Genomic DNA, 14,356 nt, shown 5'->3' on the forward strand with positions numbered 1-14,356 from the left:
GTGAAGGTTTGTATGACATTATATTTCAAATATATAAAAATATACTTATAAAATAGAATTTATGGTTTAATAGGTTCGTCTTGTAATCTGGATTTTGCGTGAAGGATGGCAGTGAAAATCCTTTTATGAAGCGCAGCGGAATAAAAGATTGCAACGAACAGCCTGACCCAAAGTTGCAAGGAGGAACGACGAAGCAATCTGTAGGGACACGCCCAAATTATTTTCCTTTTCCATCCTGTGATTTTGTCAAATAACTGCCTAAAATTCAAAATGGTAAAATACTTGTTTGGGTTGTAAAAATTTTATAATTTTGCAGTCCAATTTTATTATGTAAATTAAAGAAGAAGATGGATATCAAAAGAGTAGCAATAGACGCTGTGACCGAAACAATTGTAATGACTGTTGTTCACATGGATTACAAAGGACAAGTTGCAAAAAGAATAAATGAAAAAATGCCTTTGGCAACTGTTAAAGGATTTAGAAAAGGAGCGGTGCCTAAAGATCTTGTTGAAAAACAATACGGGAAAGCGATCAAACAAGAAGAAGTTCAGAAAGTTGTTGATTTGGCTTTGGAGCGTTTCGTTCAATCAGAACGATTAAACCTTCTTGGAACGCCACTTGCTAACGTAAACGAAGACTTTGATTGGAGTGCTGAAGAATTGGTTTTTGAATATGAAATAGGATTGGTTCCTAATTTCGAATTGGATCTTGAAGCTAAAAACGACATCGTGAAATATGTGGTTACAGCTGACGACAAATTAATAGAAGGCCAGTTGGAAAGAATCCAAAAACAATTTGGAACTGCAATTCCTCAAGAAGTTGTTGCTGCAGATTCAGATGTAACAGGAACTTTCACTAACGAAGAGAAAGGAATTAATAACGCTACCACTATTGCTGCTGATCTTTTCAAAGACAAAGCGACTTTTGACTTGTTCATAGGTAAAAAAGTAGGTGATGTAGTGACTGTAAATACGAAAGGTTTATTTGAAGACGACCACCAATTGATGGACGTGATGAAAGTAAGTCATGATGACGTTCACGGTTTAGAGGTTGATGTAAACTTCACAATCGAAGCAATCAACACTGCTGAATTAGCGGAATTGAACCAAGATTTGTTTGACAAATTGTTTGGTGCTGGAACTGTTTCTTCACTTGAAGAATTGAAAGCGAAGATCAAAGAAGATGCTGAGACGCAATTTGCAACTCAAGCAGACCAAAAATTATTAGGTGATGTAACGGAATTTTTGATCGAAAGTACAAAATTTGATTTACCTACTGAATTCCTAAAAAAATGGTTGCAAACTGTAGGGGAGAAAAAATTATCTCCTGAGGAAGCTGAAGTAGAGTATGCACGTTCTGAAAAAGGATTGCGTTTTCAATTGATCGAAGGTAGAGCGATGGCTCAATCGGATATCAAAATCACTTTTGAAGATTTGAAAACATTCACTACAAAAAATATCCGTCAACAAATGGCGCAATTCGGGCAAACGAATCCTACTGACGAAGAAGTTCAAGGAATTGTAGCTAGAGTTTTGTCTAACCAAGACGAAGTAAAAAGACTTTCTGACCAAGTTGTTGCAGAGAAATTATTGGAATTGTTCAAAGAAAAAGCAAATCCTACCACTAAAGAAGTAACCTATGACGAATTTATTGCTGCTTCTTACGGAGAATAAATAGTGGTTTGTACTGTCGTAAAGTTGAAAGTCAAAAGCCCTAAGAGCGCAAGAGATTATTAAAATTTTATGAATTTATTACAGATACTAAACAATAAAAAATAAGTATATTTGAGCGTCAGAAAATATTTTTCTGGCGCTTTTTTGTTTTCTGATCGTTCAGGAGCTAATCCAGCTATCCGTTACAAGTTTTTTTATGGCCTCCTTTTTTGTTTGGCAAAAAAAGAGCTTCCTGTGGTCGCTTTTTTTTACCAACAAAAAATAGTCAGCCATTGCAAAAAGCTTTTCACTGCTATCTGGGCTAGAAATAAGACATATTGACATTATTTAGAATTAGGTATGACCTTTGCATTAAAGGAAACAGACAAGGTAAAATGTAAAACTTAGAATAAAAAAATATGAACTACGGTAAAGAATTTAAAAAATTTGCTACAAAGGACCACGGTGTAAACTCCATGTATTACGATAAAATCGTAGGTGCAATGACTCCTAAAAACATGACTCCCTATATCATTGAAGAACGTCAGTTGAATATTTCACAATTAGACGTTTTCTCCAGATTGATGATGGATAGAATTATATTCCTTGGAACAGGAATTGATGACCAAATTGCAAACATCGTTCAAGCACAGTTGTTGTTTCTTGAAAGCGCCGATGCTTCTAAGGACATTCAGATTTACTTGAATTCTCCAGGAGGAAGCGTTTACGCAGGATTGGGGATTTATGACACGATGCAATACATCAAACCAGATGTAGCAACAATTTGTACAGGAATGGCAGCTTCTATGGGAGCGGTATTATTATGTGCAGGAGCAGCAGGAAAACGTTCGGCATTGCCACATTCAAGAGTAATGATTCATCAACCATCAGGAGGAGCACAAGGAGTTGCTACTGATATGGAAATCAACTTACGTGAAATGTTGAAACTGAAAGATGAATTATACAAAATTATCTCTCACCACTCCGGACAAACTTTCGATAAAGTTCATACTGATAGCGAACGTGATTATTGGATGATTGCTGAAGAAGCAAAAGCATACGGAATGATTGATGAGGTTTTAATAAGAGGATAAAAATAGTTACAAGTTTAAGGTTTAAGGTTTAAGGTTGCTTCGGGAACTTTAAACCTTAAACCTTTGACTTTAAACAAAAAAAGAATGGCAAAAGTAGTATTAGAGTGTTCGTTTTGTGGAAGAAAAAAACCGGAAACCAACTTATTGATTGCTGGTATTAATGCACATATTTGTGATAAATGTATCGAGCAAGCACACGGAATTGTTTTAGAAGAATTGAAATCCAGCGGAAGTTCCAAGCTGGCTGCAGATTTGGTTTTGAAAAAACCAAAAGAAATCAGAGCGTTCCTGGATCAATATGTAATTGGACAGGACCAAACTAAAAAAGTAATGGCAGTGGCGGTTTACAATCACTACAAACGTTTGATGCAACAGCAACTAGACGATGAAGTTGAGATTGAAAAAAGTAACATCATCATGGTGGGACAAACAGGAACAGGAAAAACATTGGTGGCTAAAACTATTGCAAAAATGTTGGATGTGCCTTTAGCTATTGTTGATGCGACTGTTCTTACAGAAGCTGGTTATGTTGGGGAAGATGTCGAAAGTATTTTGACGCGTCTTTTGCAAGCTGCTGATTATGATGTTGCCAAAGCAGAACGCGGAATTGTATTCATTGACGAAATAGATAAAATTGCACGTAAAAGTGACAACCCGTCTATTACTCGTGACGTTTCCGGTGAAGGAGTGCAACAAGCATTATTGAAATTATTGGAAGGAACCGTTGTGAATGTACCACCAAAAGGAGGACGCAAGCACCCGGATCAAAAATTTGTTGAGGTCAATACACAAAATATTTTGTTTATCGCCGGTGGTGCTTTTGATGGAATCGAACGTATCATTTCAAAACGATTGAACCGTCAGGCCGTGGGGTATTCGACTTCAAAAAATGTGGATAACATTGACAAAGACAATTTGTTGCAATACATTATCCCAAAGGATATCAAAGATTTTGGATTGATTCCGGAGATTATTGGTCGTTTGCCAGTTTTGACACACATGGATCCTTTAGACAGAGAAACCTTGCGTGCAATTTTGACACAGCCTAAAAATGCGTTGATCAAACAATACGAGAAATTGTTTTTGATGGATGAGGTAGCCTTCACCATCACAGACGAGGCTTTAGATTTTATTGTGGATAAAGCATTAGAATACAAATTAGGAGCTCGTGGATTGCGTTCTTTATGCGAAGCTGTTTTAACCGATGCGATGTATGAACTGCCAAGTTCGGATGATAAAATATTAGAAATTGACGTAGCTTATGCTAAAGAAACGTTGAATAAAAATTTATTGAAGCGTTTGGAGATAGCATCGTAAAAATACATTTTTCTTAAAAATATAAACCTGTTCATTCATTTGAACAGGTTTTTTTATGGGTAAATTACACTATTTGTTATTGTTTGAAAAAAGGAGTATTATTTTTTTTTATCTACTTCAGAATGCCGATTTTTGTCTATTCTTAATCATATAAACATAGCATGCATACAGACGAAATAGAAGTAATTTTACTAAAAGTTTCAGGTCAGGACAAACCCGGAGTTACTGCTGGTTTAACATCCATTTTGGCGACTTACGATGCCATTATTTTGGATATTGGTCAAGCAGATATCCATGATACGCTTTCTCTAGGTATTTTATTTGAAATAAAAGCGGGATCCTCTTCAGGGCCTGTTCTAAAAGATTTATTGTTTAAGGCCTATGAGCTGGGCGTGAAAGTGAAGTTTATACCAATTTCTATTGCTGATTATGAAATATGGGTCAAAGCGCAACGCAAACAGCGCTACACTATAAATGTTTTAGGAGAAACGCTGACCGCGGTTCAATTAGCGGCTGTAACCAAAATACTGTCCAACCAAAATTTGAATATTGACGCCATCAAAAGATTAACGGGGCGGGTATCTATTCTTGATAAAGAAGAATTTCCGCGTTCTTGCATACAATTGTCGGTTACAGGAACTATTGTAGATAAAACTTTTATGACCGCTAGTTTTATGGAAATTTCCAGAACATTGGATGTGGATATTTCGTTTCAAGAAGACAATATGTATCGCAGAAACCGCCGTTTGGTGTGTTTTGATATGGATTCGACCTTGATTCAAACCGAGGTGATTGATGAATTGGCTGATTTAGCCGGTGTTGGTGAGCAAGTTCGGGCCATTACAGAATCAGCGATGAACGGTGAAATTGATTTTAGCGAAAGCTTCAAGCAACGGATGGCTTTGTTAGAAGGGTTGAGCGAGGAGGTGCTGCAAAATGTTGCTGAAAATCTGCCCATTACAAAAGGAGCGCATCGCCTGATGAAAGCCTTGAAATATTACGGGTATAAAACAGCTATTTTGTCCGGAGGGTTTACCTTTTTTGGAAAATACCTGCAAAAGGAATTAGGAATTGATTATGTTCATGCCAATGAATTGGAAATTAAAAACGGGAAATTGACAGGTAATTATCTTGGCGAAATTGTTGATGGTAAAAAGAAAGCAGAATACCTTCGGGCCATTGCCGATAAAGAAGGCATTCACATTAATCAAACTATTGCAGTTGGTGATGGTGCCAATGATTTACCAATGTTGAATTTGGCAGGTTTAGGAATTGCTTTTCATGCTAAACCTACGGTAAAAGAAAAAGCAGAAAGTTCTATTTCCAGCTTAGGACTCGACGGTGTTTTATACCTTTTAGGATACCACGACAGGCATATTGATATGATGGAGGAGGAGTAAATAGTTCAATAATTATAAAAAGAGGCTATCTATAAAGTGATTTTGGATAGCTTTTTTATGCTTTAACGGTAAACACTTTTTCAGGTTTTTCCTGTGTTTGTTTTTCGGGAGATTTACAAATTCCTCTGGCACCACAACTCATTCTGTGTGGTCCGCAGGAATTCAAGATAAAAAGTGTTATCAAGATGTAGAAGGTATTTTTCATCTTATCATTTTATACGGTTTGAAACTGCATACTCTTCAACTGCTCTAAATAATCTCTTTGGTTGGATAATCTTGGAATTTTATGTTGTCCACCCAATTTGTCTCTATCTTTTAACCAATCATAAAACAAGTTTTTTCGCGCTACATTGATTACTAACTGATTTAATGTCATGTTGTTGTAACGTTTCGCTTCGTAATCCGAGTTTAAGGATTGTATCGCTTCATCTAATGCTTTCTGGAATTGTGATACATCAGCAGGAGGGTTTTTAAATTCAATCATCCATTCATGGGCACCTTTTTCTTTGCCTTCCATGAATATAGGAGCAACCGTGTAATCAACTACTTCCGTGTGGGTTAGTTTGCACGCTTTGGCAATAGCCTGATCGGTATTTTCGACCATTAATTCTTCGCCAAAAACATTAATATGATGCTTGGTTCTCCCCGTAACCCGTATCCGGTACGGATTCAATGAGGTGAAACGAACGGTGTCACCTATCAAATAACGCCACAAACCAGAATTAGTGGTTATGACCAAAGCATAATTTTTGAATAATTCTACATCTGCCAGTCGAATTACTTTTTGATCGGGAGTCCCAAAAGTATCCATTGGAATGAATTCATAGAAAATTCCGTAATCCAACATCAATAATAAATCACTGGAATAATTTAAATCCTGAATGGCAAAAAAGCCTTCGGAAGCATTGTATATTTCGTAATATTTGAAATCTTTTTTAGGGAGTATTTTTTTGTATTGTTCGCGGTATGGTTCAAAATTCACACCACCATGAAAGTAAACTTCTAAGTTTGGCCAAAGATCAAATAAATTTCCTTTTCCTGTTTCTTCTAATGTTTTATTCATCAAAACTAGCATCCACGAGGGAACTCCAGCAAAACTGGTTACATTTTCGTTTTTTGTTTCGTTTATAATTGCGGCAATTTTAGTTTCCCATTCGCTCATCAAGGAAATTTTGTTGCTAGGTGTACTGCTGTATTCCGCCCAAATAGGCATGTTTTCGATTAATATCGCGGATAAATCTCCAAAGAAAGTATTGTTGTCTTGATAAATTTGAGAGCTTCCGCCAAGACGCAGGCTTTTTCCAAGAAACAGTTCTGAATCTTCATTGTTATTCAAATACAAACACAATAAATCTTTAGTCCCTTTATAATGACATCCTTCCAGGGCTTCGCTGCTCACGGGTATGAATTTGCTTTTGGCATTTGTGGTTCCACTGGATTTAGCAAACCATTTTATCGGTGTTTCCCAAAAAACATTCTGTTCACATTTGCGGGTTCTCTCAATCAATGGTTGTAATTCTTCGTAAGTAGAGATCGGAATTCTTTCGGCAAAAGTAGCGTAGGATTGAATCGAAGCATACTCATATTGCTTGCCTAAAACTGTATTTTTAGAGGACTGAATTAAATTCATGAGCAATTCTTCCTGAACTTCATTTGGATATTTCAGAAAAAGTTCAATCTGATGAATTCTTTGTTTTAGAACCCAAGAGGCAAACGAATTGATTATGGTTAGCGGCATTTTTAAATTATGAATTATGAATTATGAGTTATAACTTTACCAAAAATAACAAAATTAGTTTAACTAGATGCCTTAAACGGGAAACTTTAATCACAATGACATACGAGGGTGTACTTAAAAAAATGCAAACTGAATTTGGAAATCCAATTCAATATTATTTAGTTTTTGAAAATAGTTTTTTAAATGTGAATCAACTACTCAATAAAGAATTGGAAATCAATTTTGTGGGATATCAATGTTTGAATTGTGGCAAGAAGAAAAAAATATTTCGTCAAGGATTTTGTTACGATTGTTTCTATTCTAGCGCAGCTGTTGGAAATTGGATTATGAAACCGGAATTGAGTACTGCCCATCTTGGAATTCAGGATAGGGATTTAGCGTATGAAGAAAAAGTGCAATTGCAACCGCATATTGTATATTTAGCGTTGTCCAGCGAAGTCAAAGTAGGTGTAACACGAAAAACACAAATGCCAACCCGATGGATTGATCAGGGCGCAACCCAAGCAATTTCCATTGTAGAGGTTCCTAATAGATACTTAGCCGGAATTACGGAGGTGGCGCTGAAACATCATTATGCCGATAAAACCAATTGGAGAAAAATGCTGACTAACAACGTGGAGCAAATTGACTTAATTGCCGAACGATTGAAAGTTGAGAATCTTATTCCAACTGAAGTTCAGGAATATTTTTATTCGCAAAAAAACGATTTGTATGAAATGCACTTCCCCGTTTTGCACTATCCAACTAAAGTGAACAGTTTGAGCTTAGATAAAACACCACATTTTCAGGGAAAACTTACCGGAATAAAAGGGCAATACCTGCTTTTTGAAGACGGAACAGTCTTTAATATCCGTGGATCAGAAGGATATATAGTGACAATTGCAGTTTAAGTAATATGACTTTGGGCGTATCCTTTTTTTAAAATAAAAATTTTAAAAAAAGGTCAGGCTGTCCGCTGTATCTTTTATTCCGCTGCGCTACATAAAAGGATGCCGCTACCATCCTTTACGCACGTGAAACTATGCAACTACATCATTTTGAAATAATTACAAATAACATACATAATATTACTAGCCCCAAAAAAAAAGAGGAATTCTATCACCTAAAATTCCTCTTTTTTATATTTTGTAAAGTTGCTTTAGTTCACTTTTGTCGTATCTGCCGCTTTACTTTTCTTATTAAACAATCCGTTTAGTAATGCTGCAGCCTTAGATTTTACTTCTTGCTTTATTGCAGGAGTAGCCGTTGTTGTAGTATCACTTGGTTTCTTGTTTTTATTGATATAATCCGTCAAAGCCGACGTTCCTTGTTTTACCAGTCTGTCCTTTTGCTGGTTTACTAATTGAGTGGTCAATTTAGTTACCGCGCTATTAATATCAGTTGTGATTTTTGGATTTGTAAAATTACCCACCAATACCGCATTTATAGGAAAGCTTTCTAATTTAGCAGCATCAGCAGCTGATAATTTTGCTATCAATGCATTTGCCTCTGAACCTAAATATTTCGCGGGAACATCAAATTTTAGATTGTAATTCATACTTTGGTCAAAACCGTGCGTTCCGCCAATAGTGGCTTTGATGTCTTTGTACTTGATGTCAAATGGTTTTACATTTACTTTTCCATCTTTGAATGTGATTGCCGCTTTCAAATCATTCAAATTGATTTTACTCACATCAATGAATTTCAAGTTAGCACCTAAAGCAGTCAGTAAAGTCGAATTAGTTGAGTTTACTGTCGTAGAAAGCAGTTGACCTAACAAATCTCCAGTAAGTGTTTTTAAGTTAGGCGTTAGAGCTGTTGCATCAAGGTTTCCGTTCAATTTTATGCTTGAATTTAATTTTCCGTTGATGATTCCTGCTAGTGGAGCAATTTTTTTCAACAGATCAAGTTGGGTAAACGACTGTGCAATATCAACTTGATTTAATTTTAAATCCATATTAAAAACAGGCGTTTTTCCTTTTGTGGAAACAGCGCCATTTACTCCAATTGTTCCTCCAAAAATAGATGTTTTTACATTTTCTAAAGTCACTTTCTCGTCATTTACGATTAGTTTTCCTGAAACATCTTTCAGAGTCAAATTGTCATATAATACCGTAGTTGCTTTGGCGGTAAGCGTACAATTTAAGAAAGCAGGAATCTTCATAGTATCTGCTTTTTTAGTTGTCGTTTTAGTGGTTTCGCCAGTTGTCATAAAATCATCAACGGCCAATTGTTTAGAATTCATGTTGAAGTTTCCTTTCAATTCTTGGTTTCTAAATATAAATCCGTAAAAATTCTCTAAAACTCCCGTTACACTAATATCGCTTTTTCCGGTAGTGGCATTCAGTTCTTTCAAATTGATTTGACTGGGATTAAACTGAACCAACGCATTGCTGATGTTCATTGTTTTACCATTCTCATCCTCATAGTTGAAACCGGATAAACTCATGGTTCCCGCATTATTGATATTTTGGTACTGACTTTTCTCTACTGATTGCATATCAAATTTTGTAGTCACATCAGCATTTAAAATCCCTGATAATGGCTTGTCTAGCTTTATTGGATACGCTTGAGAAAGATTGGCTAAGTTGATAGTTCCTTTTAAAGCGGCATCAACAATCGCATTTTGTGTGATGTTTCTAATATTTGCTTTAGCATTAAAAACATCTTGATCAATTTTGAAAGAGAGCTTGTCCAAATTAACGTAGGTATCATTTAGAATTCCTGTTTCGTTGATGATTTTAGTGTCAATAACAATGTTTTGAACGGTCTTAGGCAAGTTAGGATACTTAAAAGAGGCGTTATTTGAAGCAATTTTAATGTTGAATTTTGGCACCGTTGTCTCAGAATACAGTCCTTTTGCAAATCCTGCCACAGTAAAATCTCCAGTTGTTTTCACGTTGTCCAAACTTGCGGCATACGCTGCAGGAATAATACCTAAGAAGTTTTTGAAAGAAGAAGTTGGTGTTTTAAATTTCAAATCATATTCTTGTCCGGATTCCACCATTTGAATAAATCCATCAAATTCTAGCGGCAATTGATTGATCAACGCCTTGTTTTCTTTAAAAGTGTATTTGCTTTTTTCTAAATCAATTCCCAAAACTGCGTCTAAAGTCAAGGCAACATCATTCATATAATTAACTTTGTCCATGTCTAGCGTAATTTTAGCAGTTGACTTGGTAACTAAATCTAATTTTTGTGCTGCAAAATCTCCTACACCTTCATGATTAATGCTGTCAATTACCATTTTGATTTTCGATTTTTCGTCAAAGTAGCGAAACTTGAAATTTTCAATTGAATAATTCTTGATCGTTAGCGATAAAGGATCACTTTTACCAGCCTTTTCTGTTTCTTTATTTTTTATGGCGATATCATAATTCCCGATTCTATCTTTATTAAAAATGATATTAATCAATCCGTTTTTTGAAGTAATTCCGTCAATATTGATGGCTTCCTCTTTTCCTTTGAATAATTCTTTGATAGACATTTTCAAATCTAATTCGCCTAGTGAAACTAAAGTATCGCCTTCAAAAGGTGCTTTGTTCACAATAACGAGTTGATCCAGCGAAACATTTGCATTTGGAAAACTTTTGATTAAACTTAAATCTACAGCTGAAAAAGTAACTGTAGCATCCACTTTTTCATTGATAGCTTCGGCAATTTTAGCTTTTATTTGATCCTCAAAAAAGTAAGGAATAGTAAATAAAGCGACCAAAAATAGGATAATCAGGATTCCAATAATTTTTAAAATTGTTTTTAGCATAATTCGATTCTCTTTAGATTTATAAGTTAAGCAAAAATGGTGCCTTCTACAACTTTTACAAAAATAGTGTTTTTATAATGTAGTATTTTCTGAGTTTTTTTCAACTACTAAGTGGTTGGACCTATTTAATATCATACTAAAAAAGGAGTGAAATAATATTTAACATATAAGTCATATAAGAATTAAACCTTAAATGACCTTATAATTGTTATAGTTACATCAGGCTAACACAATCGAAACTTAAACTCACATGACTTATATGGTAAAAAAATGCAACATTGTTTTATTCTTATTGCTTAATTTAATTTTTGATGAAAAAAAATCCGTTTAAATAATTGATTAAACGGATTTTTCAGTGAATTTTATATAGCTCTTAATGCATGTTAATTTCAAACGGCATGATGGCTTGAATGCCTTTTCGTGCTTTCAGTTTTTTTATTTCTTGCATGATACGATAATTTTCCTCACCAATTTCTTCTTTTATGAAATCAGCTTTTGATTGGGCAAAAGGAAGATTAGCTAAAATATCATCAAAATTTTTCTCATATTCCGGATAATTTTGCGTGCTGTAACTTTTTGTTTTTGCTAAAGCAGCGGCATTAATAATAGCGTCATCTAAACCGCCAATTTTATCTACAAGTCCAATTTTCAGTGCTTCAGCACCAGTCCAAACTCTGCCTTGAGCAATAGCATCTACCTGTGCAAATGTCATTTTTCGCCCCTGTGCTACGTGTGTGACAAAGGTTTTGTAAATGTGTTCTACCCCTTCTAAAGTAACAGCTCTGAATTTTTCATCTAATGGTACAAACGGGCTGTAGTTAGCTGAATTGTCATGTGTCATCACTTGTTCTGTGTATATTCCTATTTTAGTAGCTAATGGTGTAAAATTTGGTAATATTCCAAAAACCCCAATAGAACCGGTAATTGTGTTCTTTTCTGCAAAAATAGTATTGGCGTTACAAGCAATGTAGTATCCGCCTGAAGCGGCATAATTCCCCATAGAAACGACTACTGGTTTTACTTTTTTAGTTAATTCAACTTCTCTCCAGATCAGGTCTGAGGTCAATGCGCTTCCGCCGGGACTGTCAATACGAAGTACAATTGCTTTTACGTTTTTATTTTTTCTGGCTTCTTGCAAAGAGCGGCGCATTGAACCTTCACCAATAACGTTTACGTCACCTTCTCCTCCTAGGATTTCTCCTTGGGCATAAATAATGGCAATTTCGTCTTTGCTGTCGAAAGTTTTGGATGTTGTTGCTATTTTTTGCGCATAATCTACAATAGAGACCTTATTGTATGCCTCGTCATTATCTACCTTAAGTGCTTTCTTTATCGCGTTGTGATACACATCTTCGTAGGCAATGATGTCTACTAATTTTTGGGATTTTGCCATTTCAGGAGTTCGAGCAAGAAGACCGTTGGCGATTTCATTCAATTTAGTTATTGATATATTTCTGCTTTTAGAAATGTCAGCGGTGATCGAACTCCAAACTGAATTTAATAATGCTGTAGTTTGTTCTCTGTTGGCATCGCTCATTTTATTTTCTAAAAATGGCTCAACAGCGCTTTTGTATTTTCCGTGACGAATTACTTCCATTTTCAATCCTGATTTTTCCTGAAAATCTTTAAAAAACATAATCTCAGATGACAATCCCTTGAAATCCATTTCTCCAACCGGATTGATGTAAATAGGACTAGCAACAGAATTCAGGTAATATTCCTTTTGAGAATAGGCATTGGCATAAGCCATAACGAATTTTCCTGATTTTTTAAAGCTTTCCAGTGCATCTCTCAGTGCTTTGCTTTGTGCCATGCCTAGTGATGACGCATTGTTTAGGATAGAAATCCCTTTGATGTCCTTGTCTGTTTTAGCTTCCTCGACAGCATTAATAATATCTGTTAAACCTACTTTCTTGTTTTCTGAAAAAATGGACATCCACGGATCTTTGTACTTTCCCGCGTAATCGTAGGTAATACTTTCTAGATTTAATTCAATAACAGAATTGTTTTTTACCGTCACTCCTTCAGATTCACCACCAAAAATAGCTCCAACGAGAATTATTCCAAAAAAGAACAGCATAAAAAAAACAAAAAGACCTATGATGGTTGCTAATACGTTTCCTAAAAATTTCATAATTATATTTTTTTAATAAGTCGCAAAAAGATTAAAAATGTTACAAACAATTGCTTGAGAAATATCTAAGTTTTATTGTCAAAACAGTGTGCAAATATATTGCTAATTTTAAAATTGTTTTAGTTAATTTGCATGGAATTATGAAATCACAACATCAGATTATTTTATCGTTAGGGAGCAATCAGGGCAATCGCTTAGAAAATATTGAGCGTTGCTTGCAATTGATACATCAGGAAATTGGAACAGTGATCAAAGTTTCTAAATTATATGAGTCGCCGGCTTGGGGTTTTACAAGTGATGCTTTTTATAATTGTGCGCTGGTTTTACATACTTTTTCCTCTGCGCACAAAATTTTGGCTCAGGTTTTGAAAATCGAAAAACGCTTAGGTCGTTTGCGTAATAAATCAAATCAATACCAGTCGCGTACAATTGACATTGATTTGATTGCTTTTGATTCAGAAATTATTGCTACCGAAAAACTCCAAATTCCACATCCTTTGATGCAAAACAGGAATTTTGTTTTGTTGCCAATTCAAGATTTGAAGTTAGACTGGCAACATCCCATTCTTCAAAAAAATATTTCGGAATTAGTGGCTTTGTCTCCTGATGAAAGTGTTTGTACAATTATTCAAGATTTAAGTAATCCATTACAGAGTATTCCACTGGAACAATTTAATTATGTTGCTTTCGAAGGAAATATTGGAGCAGGAAAAACAACTTTGGCCACAAAAATTTCCGAGGATTTTAATGCAAAAACTGTATTAGAGCGTTTTGCTGACAACCCTTTTTTACCTAAATTTTACAAAGATCAAAACCGATACGCATTTCCGCTTGAAATGTCATTTCTTGCGGATAGATACCAGCAATTGTCGGATGATTTAGCGCAATTTGATTTGTTTAAAGACTTCCTGGTGGCTGATTACCATATTTTTAAGTCTTTAATTTTTGCCAAAATAACTTTGGCTGAAGACGAATACCGTTTGTACCGAAATCTTTTTGATATCATTTATAGAGAAATGCCAAAACCAGATTTGTATGTTTATTTATATCAAAATTCAGAAAGGCTTTTACAAAATATTAAAAAACGCGGTCGAAGTTACGAACAAAATATTCCAGCCGAATATTTGGACAAAATCAATAGCGGTTATCTGGATTATATTAAATCACAAACTGATTTGAATGTTTTAATTATTGACGTTTCGGATCGAGATTTCGTGAAAAACCAAGCGGATTATTTATATATTTTAGATGAAATCCAAAAGAAGATTAAGGCTTAAAA

At 35.0% G+C, this 14,356-nt stretch carries 10 protein-coding genes; 6 read left to right on the forward strand and 4 right to left on the reverse strand.

The window, feature by feature from the left end; translation table 11 throughout:
- The first annotated feature begins 347 nt into the window (after window positions 1-347).
- The 4 genes from ACEN2F_RS11265 to serB all read left to right on the forward strand — a co-directional run bounded on the left by ACEN2F_RS11265 (window position 348) and on the right by serB (window position 5,463).
- Window positions 348-1,673: a trigger factor gene (locus ACEN2F_RS11265; protein WP_441739129.1), complete on the forward strand. Its 1,326-nt coding sequence runs from the start codon at window positions 348-350 to the stop codon at window positions 1,671-1,673.
- A 398-nt stretch (window positions 1,674-2,071) separates the two neighbouring features.
- Entirely contained in the window at window positions 2,072-2,746 is a 675-nt protein-coding gene (gene clpP / locus ACEN2F_RS11270) for an ATP-dependent Clp endopeptidase proteolytic subunit ClpP (protein WP_073351820.1), read from the forward strand.
- An 84-nt stretch (window positions 2,747-2,830) separates the two neighbouring features.
- A complete protein-coding gene (gene clpX / locus ACEN2F_RS11275) occupies window positions 2,831-4,063 on the forward strand; it encodes an ATP-dependent Clp protease ATP-binding subunit ClpX (protein ID WP_441739131.1) in 1,233 nt (410 codons plus the stop codon).
- A gap of 161 nt (window positions 4,064-4,224) precedes the next feature.
- Window positions 4,225-5,463, forward strand: a complete 1,239-nt coding sequence (serB, locus tag ACEN2F_RS11280; protein WP_441739133.1) for a phosphoserine phosphatase SerB — start codon at window positions 4,225-4,227, stop codon at window positions 5,461-5,463.
- A gap of 55 nt (window positions 5,464-5,518) precedes the next feature.
- Here the strand turns inward: serB and ACEN2F_RS11285 are convergent, their stop codons facing one another.
- Both ACEN2F_RS11285 and ACEN2F_RS11290 read right to left on the reverse strand, forming a co-directional pair.
- Window positions 5,519-5,668 (reverse strand): hypothetical protein, encoded by a 150-nt coding sequence (locus ACEN2F_RS11285; protein ID WP_441739135.1) that lies wholly within the window; start codon window positions 5,666-5,668, stop codon window positions 5,519-5,521.
- A 9-nt stretch (window positions 5,669-5,677) separates the two neighbouring features.
- The gene (locus tag ACEN2F_RS11290) at window positions 5,678-7,201 is read right to left on the reverse strand and encodes a GH3 auxin-responsive promoter family protein (protein WP_441739137.1); all 1,524 of its coding nucleotides are present in this window, start codon (window positions 7,199-7,201) and stop codon (window positions 5,678-5,680) included.
- A gap of 95 nt (window positions 7,202-7,296) precedes the next feature.
- Here ACEN2F_RS11290 and ACEN2F_RS11295 point away from each other — a divergent pair, with 95 nt between their 5' ends.
- A complete protein-coding gene (locus ACEN2F_RS11295) occupies window positions 7,297-8,091 on the forward strand; it encodes a DUF2797 domain-containing protein (protein WP_441739138.1) in 795 nt (264 codons plus the stop codon).
- A gap of 248 nt (window positions 8,092-8,339) precedes the next feature.
- Here ACEN2F_RS11295 and ACEN2F_RS11300 read toward each other — a convergent pair whose 3' ends face one another.
- Both ACEN2F_RS11300 and sppA read right to left on the reverse strand, forming a co-directional pair.
- Window positions 8,340-10,943 carry an AsmA family protein gene (locus ACEN2F_RS11300; RefSeq protein WP_441739139.1) on the reverse strand — a complete coding sequence of 868 codons (2,604 nt, stop codon included), beginning with the start codon at window positions 10,941-10,943 and terminating at the stop codon, window positions 8,340-8,342.
- 373 nt (window positions 10,944-11,316) lie between these two features.
- Window positions 11,317-13,077, reverse strand: a complete 1,761-nt coding sequence (gene sppA, locus ACEN2F_RS11305) for a signal peptide peptidase SppA (protein ID WP_441739140.1) — start codon at window positions 13,075-13,077, stop codon at window positions 11,317-11,319.
- Between the two features lie 140 nt (window positions 13,078-13,217).
- On the opposite strand from sppA, the gene folK reads away from it, so the two are divergent.
- Window positions 13,218-14,354 (forward strand): 2-amino-4-hydroxy-6-hydroxymethyldihydropteridine diphosphokinase, encoded by a 1,137-nt coding sequence (gene folK / locus ACEN2F_RS11310; protein ID WP_441739141.1) that lies wholly within the window; start codon window positions 13,218-13,220, stop codon window positions 14,352-14,354.
- The last annotated feature ends 2 nt before the right edge of the window (window positions 14,355-14,356 follow it).

This window comes from Flavobacterium sp. W20_MBD1_R3 (assembly GCF_052119725.1).
Taxonomy (GTDB): Bacteria; Bacteroidota; Bacteroidia; order Flavobacteriales; family Flavobacteriaceae; genus Flavobacterium.